Genomic DNA, 17390 nt, shown 5'->3' on the forward strand with positions numbered 1-17390 from the left:
ATGGGATTTAAATCGAATCTTTCGATTTTAACGAATATTCAGCTTCTTGCTTATTGAGATGGCGCAATAGCTCACCTGCTAGATAGCTGTACGCAAGAACTGGCGCCCGTGCTATGGTTGCGCAATCAAAATCGGTAGGTTTGTGATGATCATTACCTCTTTACTTGATACGGACCTGTACAAGTTTTCCATGATGCAGGTTGTTTTGCATCATTTCCCGGCTGCGCATGTGGAGTACCGCTATAAATGCCGTACTCCCCATATTAATTTGAGTCAGTACCTGGACGAGATCCGGGCGGAAATTCATGCGCTGTGCCAGTTGCGTTTTTCAGACGCCGAGCTGGATTATCTTCGCAGCCTGCGCTTTATCAAAAGCGACTTTGTCGATTTTCTGGGGCTGTTCCATTTGCCCGAGCGCTGCATTCAGGTGCAGGCCGGGGATGTGCCTGGCGAGATCGAAATTTCGGTTCAGGGCCCCTGGCTGCACACGATTCTGTTCGAGATTCCGGTGCTGGCCATTGTGAACGAGGTTTACTTTCGCAACGAATGTCCACAACCACCATGGGCAGAAGGGCGCGAGCGTCTGCAGTCCAAAATGCGTCTGGTGGTCGATGATCCGGCCCTGAGTGACTTTCGCGTGGCGGATTATGGCACGCGCCGCCGCTTTTCCAAGCAGTGGCACGAAGAAGTGGTCACCACCATGATCGAGCAGATGAAGCCGCACTTTGCGGGCACCAGCAACGTCTGGCTGGCCATGAAGTATGGGGTGACGCCCCTGGGCACCATGGGACACGAATACTTGCAGGCTTGTCAGGCCTTGGGCCCCCGTTTGCGTGATTCGCAGATTTTTGCTCTGGAAGTGTGGGCCAAAGAGTATCGCGGTGATTTGGGCATTGCCTTGTCGGATGTCTATGGCATGGACGCTTTTTTGCGTGACTTTGACATGTACTTCTGCAAGCTGTTTGACGGTGCCCGTCACGACTCGGGCGATCCCTTCATCTGGGGCGAGCGCTTGCTGGCGCACTATCAGGCCAACCGTACCGATCCGCGTACCAAGACCTTGGTGTTCTCTGATGGCTTGACCATTCCCAAAGCCATTGAATTGGCCTTGCGTTTTGCAGGCCGCTGCAAGGTGTCTTTCGGGATTGGCACCAACCTGACCAACGACCTGGGCCATGAGCCCTTGCAGATTGTCATGAAGATGGTGCGTTGCAATGGCCAGCCCGTGGCGAAAGTCTCGGATGCGCCTGAAAAAACCATGTGTGATGATCCGGCGTATCTGGCTTACTTGCGGCAGGTTTTTCAGTTACCCCCAGCGTAAGCCTTGGGCGTCTTGAGGCGTTAATGTTGTTTCAAAGCCCTTTGCACACGCAAAGGGCTTTTTCATAGACACAGCAGTGCCGCCAGATGCCCACCGGCTTCCCGAGCCTGGGCAATTTGTTCTTCATTCAAGGTCTTGGGGGCCAGAATGCTTTCTGGCGTCTGGGCGTGGAAGTTGAAGATACGGGTGGGGGCGGCCAGCTCCAGCCGCCAGCCGGTACAAATCCGCTCCAGTTGCCGTTGTGCACCTTGCCCATCGCTGCCCGCGCTGATCAAGGCGGAATAGGGACGCCCATTCAACTGATCCAGTACTTCGTAGTAGTTCCGGTCCAGGCACTCTTTCATGGCCCCGCTCAGGCTGGCCAGATTCTCGGGTGCGCAGAATAAATAGGCGTGGGAGTCGCGCAAATCCTGTGCATTCACCTGGTCACAATGCAAGCGTTTGATACAGACCTGCTCTGTCTCGCCCAGTTCCTTGAGCACGTGCAGCGCTCCTTCCTCGGCCTGTTCGGCCAGTTGACGGGCCGCGCCGGTACGGGAGTGCCAAATCAACAGAAGCTGGCGGCATGTGTTCAGACTCATAAGCTCTTACTCGCGGTGATAGACTAGCGTCTACAGTATAGAGAGCCACTTCAGCGCTGAGTGGCCACATCAACGTAATTCACATGAATCACACCGCTTCTCCCCCTATGGCCGAGTCGGCCTTCAATCCTCAATGGTTCGCGCAAGCCAGCCATGGACTGGATGAAGCAGGGCGTACGCTATTGCAGGCGGCTGCCGACTGGGCGGGGCCTATTTTGCTGGATCTGGCCGGAAGTACCGGCGAACCCTTGGACAGCCATTGCGCTCAGGTAGCGCTTATCTTGGCTGGTTTGGGCGTGGACGCTCAAACCCGTGCCAGCGCCTTGCTGGCCGTCACTCCCGCTCCTGGGCCGGAGGTCAAGCAGGACCCGGTTCAGAAAGCCTTTGGTGCCGAAGTCATGACGCTGGTGCGTGGCTCGCGGGCCTTGTATCGGCTGGGCTCGCTGACCGGTCAGGCCAAGGAGCAGACGGGCGGGGGCGATCAAAAAGAAATGAAGCGCAAAATGCTGCTGGCGATGGCCGCTGACTTGCGCATTGTGTTGATGCGCCTGGCCTCGCGCTTGCAATCCTTGCGCTGGTATCGGCAGTCCAAGACCGTGTGCCCGGTAGCATTCGCGCGGGAAACGCTGGAGCTGTATACGCCCTTGGCCAACCGTCTGGGGATTTGGCAGATCAAGTGGGAAATGGAAGATCTGGCCTTTCGCTTTCTGAACCCGGACGTTTACAAGAATATTGCCAGTCAGCTGGAAGACAAGCGCGTGGAGCGCGAAACCCTGATCAGCCAGGTGCGTGACCAGTTGCTGGCGGCCTTGAAGCGCGAACATATCGTGGCCGAGGTCTCGGGTCGGCCCAAGCATATCTTCAGTATCTGGAACAAGATGCGTAACAAGCATCTGGACTTCGAGCAGCTGTTTGATCTGCGGGCTTTGCGCGTCATTGTGGATGACGAGCGCAGTTGCTATCACACGCTGGCTGTGGTGCATTCGTTGTGGACACCTGTGCCCGAGGAGTTTGACGACTATATCTCCCGCCCCAAGCCCAATGGCTACCGCTCCCTGCATACTGTCATTGCGGATGCGCAGGGGCGTTGCTTTGAAATCCAGATCCGTACGCGGGATATGCATCAGTTTGCGGAGTACGGGATGGCGGCCCACTGGCGCTACAAGGAAGCCGGTGCTCAAGGTGGACAGCAGACAGCCGATGGTGAGGACGATAGAAAGATTGCCTGGATGCGTCAGTTGCTGGCCTGGGACAGGGAGGCGTCCACCTCGAATGCGACTGACTCCGGCCCGCAAGCAGACAGCAGCAAGGATAGCGCCTCGCAAGCGGTAGCGGAGGCTGTTGTCAGCAAAAAGCCGTCTGTTGCTCGCCCTTTGAAGGCTCAGGAAGACGAGCATATTTATGTGCTGACGCCGCAGGCCCGGGTTATTGAACTGCCTGTGGGGGCGACGCCCGTAGACTTTGCTTACTACCTGCATACCGATCTGGGCCACCGTTGCCGTGGTGCGCGGGTTGATGGGCAGATGGTGCCTTTGTCCACGCGCTTGTCGACCGGCCAGACGGTAGAGATTGTGGCGGCCAAGTCCGGCGGCCCGTCGCGTGACTGGCTGAACGTGCAACTGGGCTTTCTGGCCAGCCCACGCTCGCGCTCCAAGGTACGTGCCTGGTTCAACGCGATTGAATTGCAGCAGCGCATCTCCCAGGGCCAGAGCATGGTCGAAAAAGAGCTGCAACGCTTGGGCCGCACGGCCGTGAACCTGGAGCAGATGGCGCAACAGCTGGGCTTTGCCAAGGCGGATGATTTGTACGTCGCCGTGGCCAAGGATGAGTTCAGCCTGCGCCAGGTCGATGCCCTGTTCCGCGAGGACGTGCAGGAAGAGGAACCCGTACAGCGCGTGTTTGATGCAGCCCGGGAAAGTGTTTCCAAGACCGGGAAAAGCGGCGTGCTGGTGGTGGGTGTGGATTCGCTCATGACACAGCTGGCCCGCTGCTGTCGTCCCGCACCCCCTGATCTGATTGCCGGTTTTGTGACTCGTGGTCGGGGGGTGTCCATACACCGTGCTGACTGCAAGTCCTACCAGGAGCTGGCTGATCGACAACCTGAAAGGGCTATTAGCGTCGATTGGGGCGATACGGGGGATACTCAGTATCCCGTGGATCTGGCCATTGAGGCGCAGGAGCATCCCAGCCTCTTGCGTGATCTTTCGGAAGTGTTTGCCCGCCTGCGTTTGAACGTAACGGGTATCAACACCTTGAGTCGCCGCTCGCTGACGCGCATGATATTTACCATTGAAGTGCGCGATGGCGAGCAAATTCAAAAGGCTTTAGCGGCCTTGAACGAGTTATCGGGCGTTAGCGCCCGCCGCTACTCGTCCTGAACTGCTAAAATCGGTAAACCTAAACCTCGCGGGCGCTGTGCCCGCGATTGTTCTTGTCAATCAAGAGAGCGAGCTTTGAAAACCTATACCTTGCCCGACCCGGATGGACATTTTGGTCAGTTTGGTGGTTCGTTTGTCGCTGAAACGCTGGTCCACGCCCTGGACGAGTTGAAAGCAGCCTACGAACAGTATCGGAACGATCCTGAATTTCTGCGTGAGTTTCACTACGAACTCAAGCATTTTGTCGGTCGTCCCAGCCCCGTGTACCATGCCCGTCGATGGTCGGAGCAACTAGGTGGAGCTCAGATCTGGTTCAAGCGCGAAGATCTCAATCACACTGGCGCACACAAGATCAACAACTGTATCGGTCAGATTTTGCTGGCTCGCCGCATGGGCAAGCCACGCATCATTGCTGAAACCGGCGCAGGCCAGCACGGCGTAGCAACGGCTACGGTCGCCGCCCGCTATGGTCTGGAGTGTGTGGTCTACATGGGTAGCGAAGACGTGCGCCGTCAGGCTTCCAATGTGTACCGCATGAAGTTGCTGGGTGCGACGGTCGTTCCTGTGGAGTCTGGTTCGCGTACCCTGAAAGACGCGCTGAACGAAGCCATGCGTGACTGGGTCACCAATATCAGCAATACCTTCTACATTATTGGTACGGTGGCTGGCCCTCATCCTTACCCGATGATGGTGCGCGATTTCCAATGCGTGATCGGTGATGAGTGCGTGGAGCAAATGCCTCAGGACGCTGGTCGTCAGCCTGATTACGTCTTGGCGTCGGTGGGCGGTGGCTCCAATGCCATGGGTATTTTTTACCCATACATCGAGCACAAGGATGTAGAGCTGATTGGTGTGGAAGCGGCTGGACGCGGTCTGGACACGCTGGAGCACTCGGCTTCCCTGAACAAGGGCATGGTGGGTGTGCTGCACGGTAACCGTACCTATGTGCTGCAGGACGATGACGGCAACGTCATGCCTACGCATTCGGTGTCGGCCGGTCTGGATTACCCGGGCGTTGGACCCGAGCACGCCTGGCTGAAGGATTGTGGCCGCGCTCAATATGCTACCTGCACCGATGAAGACGCCCTGAAAGCGTTTCACGATTGCTGCCGCATTGAAGGCATCATGCCTGCGCTGGAGTCCTCGCACGCGCTGGCCCATGCGGCTCGCATTGCCCCGACGTTGCCCAAGGATAAAATTATCCTGGTCAGCTTGTCCGGTCGTGGCGACAAGGACATGCATACGGTCGCCGAGTACGGCGGCTTGACTCTGTAAGCAATCGGGAACTGATATGTCGAGTAATGTGCGTCTGAAAAAGACGTTTGAAGGTTTGAACGGGCGCTGCGCCCTGGTGCCTTATATTACGGCCGGTGACCCTTCGGTGCCCGCTACCGTGGCCTTGATGCATGCCTTGCGTCAGGCCGGGGCAGATGTCATTGAATTGGGTGTGCCGTTTTCTGATCCTACGGCCGATGGTCCGGTAATTCAGCAAGCGGCTGAACGTGCCATCAGCCGTGGTGTCGGCTTGCGTAAAGTGCTGGAGATTGTGCAGCAGTTTCGCCTGATCGACGAGGAAACGCCGGTTGTCCTGATGGGTTACGCCAATCCTATTGAACGTATCGGTCAGGCCGAATTTGCCGTGATGGCTGGCAAGGCGGGTGTGGACGGCGTGCTGACGGTGGATTACCCACCTGAGGAGTCCGAGGATTTCACCCGTTTGCTGACCGAGCAGGGAGTGGATACCATCTTCCTGCTCTCGCCCACGTCCACGGACGAGCGTATTGCCAAGGTCGCCGCTTTGGCGCAGGGCTATGTGTATTATGTGTCCCTGAAAGGTGTGACCGGTTCGGCCCAGATTGATGTGGCTGATGTGGAACACCACTTGCAGCGTATTCGCCAGCACGTCAAAATTCCGGTCGGTGTGGGTTTCGGGATTCGTGACGCGCAAAGCGCCAAAGCCATTTCCCGTAGTGCGGATGCAGTTGTCATCGGCTCCAAGCTTATCCAGACCATGGAACAGGCTGTGCAGGAGAACGCTGGCAAGGAGCAAAAGGATATCGATGCAGCTGCGGTTGCAGCAGCCAGCCAATGGCTCGCGCAGATACGTCAGGCGCTGGATAATTAGCCTAAATACCTATTCCGCGTATAGAATCATCTGCCTGTTCTTGATGAACAGGCGCTTTTTTTCAGAATAAAGAGCTTGGTGGGCCGGGTGCCGGCCAGGCGAAAACAGGATCTAACAATGAGCTGGATCGAGAAAATACTCCCGCCGCGAATCAACCGTAACCCCGAAAGCAGCCGTCGCGTTCCCGAAGGGCTGTGGGTGAAATGTCCGTCGTGTGAGTCTGTGCTCTACAAGGAAGATCTCCAGGCAACCTTGAATGTCTGCCCCAAGTGCAGCCATCACATGCGTATTGGTGCTCGTGCCCGGATCAAATCCTTGCTGGACCCCGAAGGCCAGACCGAGATTGGTTCCAACACCCGTCCTATGGACCCCTTGAAGTTCCGCGATTCGCGCAAGTACACCGAACGTGTTTCCGAGGCGACCAAGCAAACGGGTGAAACTGAAGCCATGGTGGTCATGAGTGGCACGATTTTGTCTGTGCCTGCTGTGGTTGCCTGCTTTGAATTCGAATACATGGGTGGTTCCATGGGTTCGGTGGTGGGCGAGCGTTTCACACGTGGTGTGCAGGCGGCTATTGCCAACCGCAGTCCTTTTATTTGTGTGGCGGCTTCGGGTGGTGCGCGTATGCAGGAGAGCTTGTTCTCTCTGATGCAGATGGCCAAGACCACGGCTATTTTGGCGGAGTTGTCCGAGGCGGGTTTGCCGTTTATCAGTATTCTGACTGATCCAACCATGGGCGGTGTGTCGGCCAGTTTCGCTTTTATGGGGGATGTGGTGATTGCCGAGCCTAATGCCTTGATTGGTTTTGCCGGTCCTCGTGTGATTGAGCAGACTGTGCGCGAGAAGCTGCCTGAGGGTTTCCAGCGTGCTGAGTTCTTGCTGGAGAAGGGGGCGATCGATATGGTGGTGGATCGTCGCGAGTTGCAGCGTGAACTGGCGGAGTTGCTGGCTTTGTTGACTCGTCAACCCGCTGAGGCTGTGTCGCGTCATCCTTGATTGCCAAGGATTCGCTAAAGAAGAACGCCACCTGGGTTTAGGTGGCGTTTTTTTATTGCCTGCTGTGTTTTTGTTTTTTGCAAAGAGGTTTTTGGTATTGAGGCGTTGGCTTTTGAGTGGAAGCTTCAGGGCGAGATTGGCTTGGTTTTCTTGGTGTGGGGAGTACGGCCCTGGGGCGGGGCCCTGGCCCGTGCTGCGCACGGGTACCCTTGGCTATTGAACAATCCAGGCGCCCAGTGAACTCGCCAGGTACTTGGTACCCCGGACCAAGTACAAGCGCCTGGCTCAAACAGCACTGGGCTTGCACCCTGGATTGTTCAATAGCCCGCGGCCAAGTCCCTGACTCGCCCCAGGGCCGTACTCCCCACACCAAGAAAAAAGGAATATCGCAGAGGGCTCAAGGAGAAGGAGACGGAGAAGGAGCTCAGATGGCTGCTCTTTACGGATACGAGAGGCAAAAAAACGCCGCCCTTTGGGGCGGCGTTTTTAGTCTAGCTGTTTACTGCGTTTCGACCTGTTGCAGCGGTTCGCTGTTTTCGGTTTCTGCAGCACGTTGCTTGCGTGGGCGACCCAGGCGCACTGGTGCAGGCTGGTAGTCGTCCTGTGTTGCCGAGCGAGCGGTTTCTACCAGTTCGATGCCGGCGGCGTTCAGCACAGCTTCCAAAGGAGCGGCAGCTGGCTTCTGTGCTTGTTCGGCAGCAGGAGCTTGTGCAGTAGCGGTTTGAGTCTCTACGCGAGTCTCTACAACTGCGGTTTGTACTGGAGCGGCTTCAACGGCAGGGGCTTCAGCTGCGGGCTGAGTTTCTGCAGGAGTAGCAACTGTTTCTACGGCTTCTGCTTTGACCGGTTCGGCAGCGGCTTCTGCTTGTGCAGGAGCAACGGCTTCTTCGGCTGCTGGAGTTTCTGGAGCAACTTCGGCGGCTGGAGCAGCTTCTTCCTGGGCAGCAGCAGTTTCCACTGGAGCAGCTTTAACGGCTGGGGCTTCTGTCACAGCTTGGGCTTCTGCAGGGGCTGCGGCTGTTTCTACGGCTTCGGCTTGCGCTTCAACGACTTCTGCTTTTGCAGGTTCGGCAGCGGCTTCTGTTTGTACAGGAGCAACGGTTTCTTCTGCGGCAGGAGCTTCTGGAGCAGCTTCGGCCTGAACGGCTGGAGCGGCTACTTCTTCCTGGGCTGGAGCGGTTTCAACGGCAGCTGCTGGGGCCGTAGCGACTTCTTCAGCTTGTTGGGCAGCTTCGGTAGCGGCTGGAGCTTCCTGAGCGACCTCTACGGCGACAGGAGTGGCCTCTTGGGCTACTGGTGCCTCTACGGCTGCTTTGGGCTGTTCAGGCTCGGCTGCTGCGGTTTGGGCAGCGGCTTGTTCCTGGGCATCCAGGGCAGCGGGGTTGAAGCTAGGTGTTTCGTGAGCAACGTAGGCGTTGGTATTGCCTTCTTCGTTGGTCTCTTCGTTCTCGGCTACGGCGTTGGCGTCCGTGTTGCGACGACCACGACGGCTACGACGACGGCGACGTTTGCGTTCGGGATCCAGAGCGCCGTTCTCGCTGTTTTCGTCGGTTTCGGCATCCGAGTTGTCGCTGGTATCAGTGCTGTCGGCCTCAGCCAGCTGTTCGGCGCGGTTTTGCGCTTCTTGCTTGGTGGCGGCTACGGCAGCGGCTGCGGCGACGCCGGCAACAGCGGCAGCAGCCTGTTCTGGCTGAGCTTCTGTGCTATTGACGTCTTTGTTCAGCTCGACATTTTCTGCGCTGCCTTCTTCACGGCGTTGACGGCCACGGCCACGACGGTTGCGTGGATTGCGGCTGTTGCTGCTGCCTTCGTCGGCCGTGGCGGGCGTTGCATTGGCGCTGGAGCTTTGTGCGGTTTCCAGAGCAGATTCGTTACCGGCCGAGGCGCTGCGGCGGCGACCGCGCGTATTACCGCCGGTGCTTTCCGTGCTGGCTTTCTCTTCCTGGGCGGCTTCCGGGCGATTGGACTGGCGACGGCCCCGTCCACCTTGACCACGGCCACCGTTGGATTGGCCTGGGCGGCCCTGGCGGCGACCGGAGGAGGATTTGCTGCTTTCGGTTTTGGTGGTTTCGGCAACGGGCTCGGCCGGTGCGCCGGACAACCAGTTCAGCAAACGCTTGAGCAGGCTGGGCTTGTTGTCGCTGGCAGCGGCGCTGGCGGCTGCGGCGGCAGCGGGCTTGCTCATGGGAGCAGGCTGGGCTGGTGTCGTGCTCTTGACCAGGGCTTCTGGACGAGGCTTGATTTCGTGGCTGCGGTGCGGCACCAGGCTATCTTGCTGCTCAGGCTGCTGAACCAGCTCGTAGCTGCTGCGCAGTTCGTCCAGACGGGGGTCGTCGTGGCGCAGGCGCTCGATGATGTGGTGTGGGGTTTCCAGATTCTTGTTGGGAATCAGGATCAGGGCAATGTTCAGGCGCGATTCGATCTTGGTGATGTCAGCGCGTTTTTCGTTCAGCAAGAAGGTAGCCACATCCACCGGCACCTGAGCGTGCAGGGCGGCTGTGCCTTCTTTCATGGCTTCTTCTTGCAGCAGACGCAGCACGTGCAGGGCGCTGGATTCGGCATCGCGAATGACGCCAGTGCCGGTGCATCGTGGGCAAGTGATGTGGGAGCCTTCGTTCAGGGCAGGGCGCAGGCGCTGACGGGACAGTTCCATCAGACCAAAGCGCGAGATCTTGCCCATCTGGACGCGGGCGCGGTCCAGGTGTAGGGCATCACGCAGGCGTTGTTCGACAGCACGCTGGTTCTTGCTGTCTTCCATATCGATGAAGTCGATAACAATCAGGCCACCCAGGTCACGCAAACGCAACTGGCGCGCCACTTCGTCGGCGGCTTCCTGGTTGGTGCGCAGGGCGGTTTCTTCAATGTCGGCACCACGCGTGGAGCGGGCCGAGTTCACGTCAATGGCAACCAGAGCCTCGGTGTGGTCGATAACGACGGCACCGCCCGACGGCAATTGCACGGTACGCGAATAGGCGGTTTCGATCTGGTGTTCGATCTGAAAGCGCGAGAACAGGGGGATGTCATCGCGGTACATCTTCACGCGATGCAGATTGTCGGGCATGACCACGCTCATGAAAGCGGCGGCCTGCTCGTGAATTTCGTCCGTGTCGATCAGGATCTCGCCAATATCGGGCGAGAAGTAATCGCGGATGGCCCGGATGACCAGGCTGGATTCCAGATAAATCAGGATAGGGGCAGCATTGTCGCGGGCCGCGCCATCAATGGCGGTCCACAGCTGCATCAGGTAGTTCAGGTCCCACTGCAGTTCTTCGACGCTGCGGCCGATACCTGCTGTGCGAGCGATGATGCTCATGCCCTGCGGAATGTCCAACTGGTCCATGGCTTCGCGCAGTTCCTGGCGGTCTTCGCCTTCAACGCGGCGCGAAACGCCACCCCCACGGGGGTTGTTGGGCATCAGGACCAGATAGCGGCCTGCCAGGGAAATGAAGGTGGTCAGGGCGGCGCCCTTGTTGCCACGCTCTTCTTTTTCAACTTGGATAATCAGTTCCTGGCCTTCAACCAGGGCATCCTGGATGCGGGCGCTGCGTACATCAACCCCTTCCTTGAAGTAGCTGCGAGCCACTTCCTTGAAAGGCAGAAAGCCGTGACGCTCTTCACCGTAGCTGACGAAGCAGGCTTCCAGGCCGGGTTCGATGCGGGTGATGACCCCTTTGTAGATATTGCCTTTGCGCTGTTCGCGCCCGGCTGTTTCGATGTCGAGGTCAATCAGTTTTTGACCGTCGACAATGGCGACGCGTAGTTCTTCTTGATGCGTCGCATTGAACAACATGCGTTTCATGAGTGTGGATCTCCGTTGTCATGGAGCACCGAAATATCGGCGCACGACCGCGGGTCACAGGTGTGTAGCGCTATAGCTGCATCAGTTTGGAGCAGGCAGGCAAAATCGGCCTACCGGCTTATAGTCTGGGAGGCACGAATCGCGCCAAAGCGCGAAGTTCAATCAGCAGGGGGGTCAGAGTCACGATGTGTGTTTGACGAATATAAAATTGCTGGGGAACGGCAGTCGCATAAATCATGCGGCTGGTGCAAAAGAGCGGGACAATCTGTGCAGGAATTCAGCGCCGCACGCGGGAGGAAAACATCTCTTGGAAAGCGGGCCTTCTTGCCACACGACTTTCGCTATTTCGGACTCACCCCGGCGACCTTATGACCCGGAAGCTGGAACTCAAGGATACAATTATCAGTCCTTGGTCATCCAACGGAGACGCACCCTTTGCATCTCTACGCTGGACCCAGTCTCAGCTTCCATAGGCTGAAGCGATTATATGCCCCTTTTTGTTATGTGCAAACCTCATGAATCACAAAGATCAGCCCCTCAAGTGCGAATACTGCGCATTGATGAAACGCGGGCGGGTCAGCGTATAGATAATTTTTTGTTACGCGAATGTAAAGGGGTGCCAAAAAGCCACATTTACAAAGCGATCCGCGGCGGTCAGGTGCGCGTGAACAAGGGCCGCATCAGCAGCGACTATCGTTTGCAAGATGGTGATATGGTGCGGATTCCGCCTCTGCGTCTGCCTGAGCCCGAGCAAGCCCGTCCCGTCCCCGCTGCCGTTTTCCCGGTAGTGTTCGAGGACGAACACATGATGGTGATCGACAAGCCCGCAGGTGTTGCTGTGCACGGCGGCAGTGGCGTGTCCTTTGGTGTCATCGAACAGTTGCGCGCCGCGCGGCCTCAGGAATCCTTTCTGGAACTGGCCCACCGTCTGGATCGTGATACCTCCGGTTTGCTGATTATTGCCAAACGTCGTGCGGCTTTGGTCGGCTTGCACGATATGTTCCGTGAAATCCGTGCCCGCAAGTTTTACTGGGCGCTGGTGCAGGGCGATTGGGTAAACGACCGTCAGCACATCCGTTTTCCCTTGCTGCGCTGGCTGACCGAAAGCGGCGAGCGACGTGTCAAGGTTGACCCGGCTGGCAAGCCTGCGCATACCATCATCACCATGCAGCGTCGCTTTGGTCGCTTTACCTTGGTGCAGGCAGAGCTGAAAACCGGCCGCACCCACCAGATTCGGGTTCATTTGGCCCATTCGGGCTTTCCGATTGTGGGCGACGACAAGTATGGCGACGATGCCATTCGTGATCAGTTTGCCCGCCAGGGCTTCAAGCGCATGTTCCTGCATTCGGGGCGCCTGGAGTTCAATCACCCTGTCACTGGACAGCCCCTGGTTCTGGAGGCCGCCTTGCCGGTGGCCTGTCAGACCCTTCTTGAGCGTTTGGAGAAGTAGTTATGACGCGTTATGCCGCCGTTCTGTTTGATTGGGACGGCACAGTGATGGATTCGACGTACTCGATTGCCAGTTCCATTCAGTTGGCTAGTGCGGATCTGGAATTGCCTGTGCCTTCGATTCAGCAAGCCAGCTGGGTGATCGGTTTGTCGCTGGAAAGTGCCTTGTATCGCGCGGTGCCGGATCTGACCGCCGAGCAGATGCCGCTGTTTCTGGAGCGTTATCGTTATCACTTTATGCAGCGTGACCCGCATATCAAGCTGTTTGATGGAATTTTGCCTTTCATGGGTGAACTTCGTGGCCGCCAGATTGCCTTAGGAGTGGCAACGGGAAAAAGTCGTCAAGGTTTGGATAGGGTGCTGCAGCAAGTCAATCTCAGCACTTTTTTTGATGCCACCCGTTGCGCGGATGAAACCCGCAGCAAGCCGGACCCGGAAATGCTGCATCAATTGCTGGCTGAGTTGATGCTGGAGCCCGAGCAGGTCTTGATGGTGGGCGATACCGTGCACGATATTCATATGGCGGCCAACGCGGGCATGGATAGTGTCGCTGTCACGTACGGTGCGCATGATCCTCAAACCCTGGCCAAGGCAGAGCCCACGGTCATGGTTGATAATGTGGCGCAAATGCGCGATTGGGTATTGGCACGTATTTAATAAGCGGCAAGCGGGTGTGACGGCCATCTTGCCAGACAGGTTCAGGAGATGGAGATGTTCAAATCACGCTCGCAGCCCATACGTCCCTCTGAAATTACCGATGAGTCGGTCTGGCGGGCTCGCCGTCGTCTGCTCTTACAGGCTCCGGGGGCTTTGGCTTTGGCGGCCAGCTTGCCTGGCCCGGCGCAAGCGGTCCCGGTGGGGCAGGCCTTGCCATTCACGCCTTCCCAGCGCTGGAAGCTGGACGATACGCCCACCAGCGAGTCCGACATCACTTCCTACAATAATTTCTACGAATTTGGCACGGGCAAGGAAGATCCTGCCCGTCATTCGGGGCAATTCAAGACTGAACCTTGGGCCTTGCAGATCGACGGTCTGGTGCACAAGCCCTTGACCCTGGATATGGACCAGATATTGAAGCTGGCCCCCTTGGAAGAGCGGATTTACCGTCTGCGTTGTGTGGAAGCCTGGTCCATGGTGGTGCCTTGGGTGGGGTATTCCTTGTCTGCCTTGTTGAAACAGGCCGAGCCTCAGGGCTCGGCGCGCTTTGTTCGATTTGAAACGGCGGCAGATCCGGAAACCATGCCGGGCCTGCGCTCTCGTATTTTGAACTGGCCGTATGTCGAGGCGCTGCGACTGGATGAGGCCATGCACCCTTTGACCTTGCTGGCTACCGGCCTGTACGGGAAAAGCCTGCCTGTTCAGAATGGCGCGCCCGTGCGGCTGATCGTGCCGTGGAAGTATGGTTTCAAGTCGGCCAAGTCTTTGGTGCGCATCACCTTGACGGACACCATGCCCGAGTCCAGCTGGATGAAAGTGGCCCCCCATGAATATGGCTTTTACGCGAATGTGAACCCTGAAGTACCTCATCCCCGATGGAGTCAGGCGACTGAGCGTGTCATCGGGTCGGGGTTTTTCGCCACCAAAAAACCGACCTTGCCTTTTAACGGCTATGCGGAAGATGTGGCTGGCTTGTATGCCGATATGGATTTAAGGCGTAATTACTAATGAGTACCTGGAAGGCTGCGCACGTAGACAGGCTCAAGCCCCTGGTGTTTTTGCTGGGCTTGTTTCCTTTGGGGCGCTGGGTGTGGCTGGGTTTCAACAATGGTCTGAGCGCGAATCCAGCCGAGTTCCTGACGCGCTCCAGCGGGGTTTGGGCCTTGGTACTGTTATTGCTGACGCTTGCCTTGAGTCCTGTGCGGCGTCTGCTGGCTCAGCCCGCGTTGGTGCGCTGGCGGCGTATGTTGGGTTTGTTCAGTTTCTTTTATGCCGCCTTGCACACGCTGGCCTGGGCCTGGTGGGATCGCTCGGGTGATTGGCTGTCCATGTGGCAGGACGTGGTGCAGCGCCCCCTGATTACGATCGGGGTAGTGGCCGTGCTGATTTTATTGGTGCTTACCTTGACCTCCACGAATGGCTGGCAGAAACGTTTGGGCCGTGGCTGGAGTCGCTTGCACCAAACCGTCTATCTGGCGGCAGTGCTATCCATCTTGCATTTTTACCTGATTCGTATTGGTAAAAATGATGTGGTGGAGGTCTATGTGTATGGTTTGGTGTTGGCCGGCTTGTTGGTTTTGCGCCGCTGGCCTGCGCTGAACAAGACAGCGCACTAGGAAAATCAGGTAATGAGCATTCGCCCATTACCTGTTTTTTTATCAGTCCAGAGTTTGCAGGATGGCGGCTGTTTCGGCATCCAGAATGCCGTCATAGCGGGCGGGGCGGTAGTGCATCTGGAAGGCGGCGATCACATTTTGTGTCGCCTTGTCGAAAGTCCCGCTGTCCGGAGTCTCGTAGCCTGCTTTTCGCAACAGAGCCTGGGTTTGAGCGGCAGAGGGCAGGGGACGGGTGGCGTATTGCGCTTGCAGCGCGCGAGCCTGTGATTCCTTGTACCAGCGGCCTATGCCCGCTTGAGCCAGTTCCTTCCAGGGGAAATGGGGGCCGGGGTCCAGCTTGCGCTGTGGGGCAACGTCGCTGTGGCCAATAATATTGCGTGGAGACACGCCATGGCGCTGAGCTAGGTCTTTCAGCAGCGCTTTGATTGCTTCAATCTGCCCGGATGTGTACGGGGCCCAGCGGCCATTTGCCAAGCGGCCCATGTTTACGATTTCGATGCCAATGGAGCCGGTGTTCAGGTCTGTGAAACCGTACCAGGAACCCAGGCCGGCGTGCCAGGCGCGGCGCTCTTCTGGAACCAGGCGGTAGACCGTGGGGCGACGCTCGTCGCTGACCAGGTAATGGGCGCTGACATCACGCTGCGTTAGCACCTTCAGAGAGGTGGCATGGTCGCCTGCGGTGTAGTGCATGACCAGATAGCGGACTCGGCTGTTTTGGCCCTGCGCGTTATAGCTGTCATCAAGCTTGAAGGGGCCGCTACTGCCACAGGCCGCCAATAAGGCCGTCAGGCTGAGCACGCCAATCTGAAAGCCGCGTTTCAAGGCGGGGGTAAAGCAGGACAGGAGTTTCATCTTAACGGCCAGCCAGAAACAGGAAAATGCAGGGGGTTTTGTCCAGGGCAGGTGCTTGGCGTTCGCGCCATTGTTCTACCGTGGCGGTCTGGATCAGCTCACGCGAGCCGGTCAGGTCACGAGCCAGACACAAGCGCGTTGTGGGCTTCAGGGACTGCAGCAGGGCGCTGTACATGGCCTGGTTGCGATACGGCGTTTCGATCAGGATCTGAGTTTGTTTCAGGGCCTGGGACTGGCTTTCCCATTGCTTGAGCTGCTTGGCGCGTGCGCCGCCATCGACGGGCGCATAACCGTGAAATACAAATTGCTGTCCGTCCAGGCCGCTGGCCATCAGGCTGAGCAAAATGGAGGAAGGGCCAACGTGCGGGCGCACGGGGATTTTCATCTCGTGGGCCATGGCGACCACCAAGGCGCCGGGGTCGGCCACGGCGGGGCAGCCTGCTTCCGACACCAGGCCAATCGCCTGGCCTTGCAGGGCGGCTTTCAACCACTCACGCATTTCACCAGGTTTGTTGCCGCGCTTGTCCAAGGTATGAATGGTGATTTCTTGCAGAGGCACCACCGGCTCAACCAGTTTCAGGAAAGCCCGGGCGGTTTTGGCGTTCTCGGCAATAAAGATGGTCAGTTCACGCGTCAACGCTTTGACGTCGGCGGGCAGCCAGCCGCTGATCGGGCTCTCGCTTAAGCCTACAGGGATCAGATGCAAGGGGGCGGCTTGGGGCATGGCGTATCGGTCCTAAACGGAAGGGGTAAGAAGGTTGGGGCGCAAGGGGTTCAAGCCAAAGCGCCGCAGCATGGTGCACAACTCGATCAGGGGCAGGCCGATAATGGCGGTGGGATCGTCCGAGCGCATGGACTCCATCAAGGCAATGCCCAGGCTTTCGGCCTTGGCGCTGCCGGCGGTGTCATAAGGCTTTTCCTGCAGCAAATAGTGCTCGATTTCCTCATCGCTCAATGCACGAAAACGACAATTGGTAACAATATCGCTGCTCAGAAATTTCTGGCCATTTGTCACGCATAAAGCGCTGTGAAAGTCGATGCTTTGACCGCTCAGGCGACGCAGTTGTTTCTGTGCGCCGGCATGGTCGCCAGGCTTGCCAATGGCGTCTTTGCCAGACGTGGCGACCTGATCGGAGCCAATCACGAGTGCGCCTGGGTTCAACTGGCTGATACGGGCGGCTTTTTCACGCGCCAGACGCAGGCTGAGCTCGGCCGGAGCCTCTCCGGGATGTGGGGTTTCGTCAATGTCAGGCGACTGACAGGTGAAAGGCAAGCCCAAACGCGCTAACATAGCGCGGCGATAGACTGAGCTTGATGCAAGGATGAGACGCATGGTGTGTTTTAGCTGTGCTTTGGTTTGACTGCCTTGTGCTTAGCACGGTATTATCTAATGTTTTCTTCGTTATTGAAATGGTTGTGGGCTAGCTTGGCGGTTTGCCGGCTGTGTTTTACATGCTTCAATACCGAGGGGCAGGAAAAAAGCGGTACAAGAAAAAATGGTAGAGCAACCCAAGCGATACCAAGGCAGTGAAACAAGTAAACAGCAAACAAGCGACAAATAAAGCAAAACAAACAAGCGGTACCCAGATCCCTGGCAAGACCGTGGTTTGATGCCC

At 57.6% G+C, this 17390-nt stretch carries 14 protein-coding genes; 9 read left to right on the forward strand and 5 right to left on the reverse strand.

The features are described 5' to 3' along the window. The first annotated feature begins 145 nt into the window (after positions 1–145). Positions 146–1321: a nicotinate phosphoribosyltransferase gene (pncB, locus tag Q9R35_RS01250; protein ID WP_063693037.1), complete on the forward strand. Its 1176-nt coding sequence runs from the start codon at positions 146–148 to the stop codon at positions 1319–1321. A 62-nt stretch (positions 1322–1383) separates the two neighbouring features. On the opposite strand, the gene Q9R35_RS01255 is transcribed toward pncB, so the two are convergent. Beyond that, positions 1384–1902 (reverse strand): flavodoxin family protein, encoded by a 519-nt coding sequence (locus Q9R35_RS01255; protein WP_063693038.1) that lies wholly within the window; start codon positions 1900–1902, stop codon positions 1384–1386. 83 nt (positions 1903–1985) lie between these two features. Here Q9R35_RS01255 and Q9R35_RS01260 point away from each other — a divergent pair, with 83 nt between their 5' ends. The 4 genes from Q9R35_RS01260 (at position 1986) to accD (ending at position 7401) form a co-directional block, all read left to right on the forward strand. Then, positions 1986–4280 (forward strand): bifunctional (p)ppGpp synthetase/guanosine-3',5'-bis(diphosphate) 3'-pyrophosphohydrolase, encoded by a 2295-nt coding sequence (locus tag Q9R35_RS01260; RefSeq protein ID WP_311219242.1) that lies wholly within the window; start codon positions 1986–1988, stop codon positions 4278–4280. A 75-nt stretch (positions 4281–4355) separates the two neighbouring features. Then, entirely contained in the window at positions 4356–5555 is a 1200-nt protein-coding gene (gene trpB, locus Q9R35_RS01265) for a tryptophan synthase subunit beta (RefSeq protein WP_009456612.1), read from the forward strand. Positions 5556–5571: 16 nt separating this feature from the next. Next, complete coding sequence (gene trpA, locus Q9R35_RS01270; protein WP_045930236.1) at positions 5572–6405, forward strand: tryptophan synthase subunit alpha; 834 nt, start codon at positions 5572–5574, stop codon at positions 6403–6405. A gap of 117 nt (positions 6406–6522) precedes the next feature. After that, positions 6523–7401 (forward strand): acetyl-CoA carboxylase, carboxyltransferase subunit beta, encoded by an 879-nt coding sequence (accD, locus tag Q9R35_RS01275; RefSeq protein WP_039943198.1) that lies wholly within the window; start codon positions 6523–6525, stop codon positions 7399–7401. A gap of 499 nt (positions 7402–7900) precedes the next feature. On the opposite strand, the gene Q9R35_RS01280 is transcribed toward accD, so the two are convergent. Further along, positions 7901–11200 (reverse strand): Rne/Rng family ribonuclease, encoded by a 3300-nt coding sequence (locus Q9R35_RS01280; protein ID WP_311219243.1) that lies wholly within the window; start codon positions 11198–11200, stop codon positions 7901–7903. A 487-nt stretch (positions 11201–11687) separates the two neighbouring features. Here Q9R35_RS01280 and Q9R35_RS01285 point away from each other — a divergent pair, with 487 nt between their 5' ends. From Q9R35_RS01285 to Q9R35_RS01300, 4 genes are read left to right on the forward strand one after another with little or no spacing between them, the layout of a single operon-like run. After that, on the forward strand, positions 11688–12650 hold the full coding sequence (locus Q9R35_RS01285; protein WP_404977933.1) for an RluA family pseudouridine synthase: 963 nt from the start codon (positions 11688–11690) through the stop codon (positions 12648–12650). A 2-nt stretch (positions 12651–12652) separates the two neighbouring features. Next, the gene (locus Q9R35_RS01290; RefSeq protein ID WP_042482439.1) at positions 12653–13306 is read left to right on the forward strand and encodes an HAD family hydrolase; all 654 of its coding nucleotides are present in this window, start codon (positions 12653–12655) and stop codon (positions 13304–13306) included. Positions 13307–13360: 54 nt separating this feature from the next. Continuing rightward, positions 13361–14314 carry a protein-methionine-sulfoxide reductase catalytic subunit MsrP gene (msrP, locus tag Q9R35_RS01295; RefSeq protein ID WP_311219244.1) on the forward strand — a complete coding sequence of 318 codons (954 nt, stop codon included), beginning with the start codon at positions 13361–13363 and terminating at the stop codon, positions 14312–14314. Beyond that, positions 14314–14922 (forward strand): protein-methionine-sulfoxide reductase heme-binding subunit MsrQ, encoded by a 609-nt coding sequence (locus Q9R35_RS01300; RefSeq protein WP_311219245.1) that lies wholly within the window; start codon positions 14314–14316, stop codon positions 14920–14922. The genes msrP and Q9R35_RS01300 overlap by 1 nt, the downstream gene beginning before the upstream one ends. Positions 14923–14964: 42 nt before the next feature. Here the strand turns inward: Q9R35_RS01300 and Q9R35_RS01305 are convergent, their stop codons facing one another. Genes Q9R35_RS01305 through Q9R35_RS01315 form a run of 3 tightly spaced genes read right to left on the reverse strand, consistent with a single transcriptional unit; the run spans position 14965 to position 17065 of the window. Beyond that, positions 14965–15774: an N-acetylmuramoyl-L-alanine amidase gene (locus tag Q9R35_RS01305; protein WP_311219246.1), complete on the reverse strand. Its 810-nt coding sequence runs from the start codon at positions 15772–15774 to the stop codon at positions 14965–14967. 1 nt (position 15775) lies between these two features. Continuing rightward, a complete protein-coding gene (locus Q9R35_RS01310; protein WP_197314164.1) occupies positions 15776–16498 on the reverse strand; it encodes an SAM-dependent methyltransferase in 723 nt (240 codons plus the stop codon). Positions 16499–16510: 12 nt separating this feature from the next. Continuing rightward, entirely contained in the window at positions 16511–17065 is a 555-nt protein-coding gene (locus tag Q9R35_RS01315; protein WP_311219247.1) for a Maf family protein, read from the reverse strand. Between the last annotated feature and the right edge of the window lie 325 nt (positions 17066–17390).

The sequence above is a fragment of the Alcaligenes sp. AB3 genome, assembly GCF_031844565.1.
GTDB lineage: Bacteria > Pseudomonadota > Gammaproteobacteria > Burkholderiales > Burkholderiaceae_B > Alcaligenes > Alcaligenes faecalis.